We start from the raw sequence: 1244 nt of genomic DNA on the forward strand, positions 1-1244 counted from the left end.
ATGGAGCCTCGGGCTCCTCTTCCAGGAACTCTTCACCACCTACGAGCAGGTCCGCTCTGGCCGACTCCCGGCGGAGAGTGAGTCGACCTCCTTCCGCGACTACATCGCCTGGCTTCAGCGCCAGTCCTTGGAGCCCGCGGAGCTCTACTGGCGCAAGACACTGCGGGGCTTCACCGCGCCCACGCCCTTGCCCGGTGCACTTCCCCGAAGCCCGGACTCGGTGCTCCGGCGTCAGCACCTGAACGCCTGGCTGCCCGCGCGACTCACCGCGGACCTCCAGGCCTTCGTCCGCCAGCACCACCTCACCCTCAATGCACTGGTCCAGGCCGCTTGGACGCTGGTGCTCTCACGTCACACCGGTGAGCAGGACATCCTCTTCGGCGCCACGACGTCGGGTCGCTCCGCCGATGTCGCCGGCCTCGAACACGCCGTCGGCCTCTTCATCAACACACTGCCCGTCCGCATCTTCGTCGACGAAGACGCCACCGCGCTCTCCTGGCTCCAGCAGCTCCACACCCAGCAGCTCGAGCTGCGCCAGTTCGAGCACACGCCGCTGACCCACCTCCAGCGGTGGAGCGACGTGCCGCGTGGCACGCCCCTCTTCGAGTCCCTCTTCATCGTCGAGAACTTCCCCGTCGACGCCGCCGTCAATTCGGCAAGCGCCGAGCTGGGGATTCGCGACTTCAGCGCACGTGAACAGGCCGATACCCCACTGGAGGCGTACGTCATCCCCGGGGACTCCCTGGAGCTGCGCCTGCTCTTCGACGCCGCTCGCTTCGAACCCTCTACCCCCGAGCGCCTCCTGCGCCACTGGAGCATCGCGCTCCAGGCCCTCGTCTCCAGTCCCGACTCGCGCCTGGGGGCGCTCTCCCTGGTGACGGGAGAGGAGCGCGAGCAGGTCCTTCGCTCCTTCAACGCGTCCTCGCGCCAGTTCGACTCCTCGTGCCTTCACCTCCAGTTCGAGGCACAGGCCGCGCTCACCCCCGATGCCACCGCGCTGTCCTTCGGTGACGTCTCGCTCTCCTACCGCCTCCTCCTCCAGCGCGTCCTTCGTCTCTCCCACCGACTCCAGTCCCTCGGCCTCCGCCCGGACGCCCCCGTCGGTCTCTTCGTCCAGCGCTCCGCCGACATGGTCGCCGCCATGCTCGCCATCCTCCACGCGGGCGGCGCGTACGTTCCTCTCGACCCTGATTACCCCTCGGACCGCCTCTCCTGGATGCTCCAGGACTCTCGCGCTCCGTTCA

At 68.3% G+C, this 1244-nt stretch carries 1 protein-coding gene; it reads left to right on the forward strand.

Features of this window, described 5'->3' with window-relative positions:
• A partial coding sequence (locus HUA78_RS47985) for a condensation domain-containing protein (protein ID WP_174479124.1) occupies positions 1-1244 on the forward strand: 1244 nt, incomplete at both ends.

Origin of the sequence: Myxococcus sp. CA033, assembly GCF_013336625.1 — a bacterium.
In the GTDB taxonomy this organism is placed as follows: Bacteria; Myxococcota; Myxococcia; order Myxococcales; family Myxococcaceae; genus Myxococcus; species Myxococcus llanfairpwllgwyngyllgogerychwyrndrobwllllantysiliogogogochensis.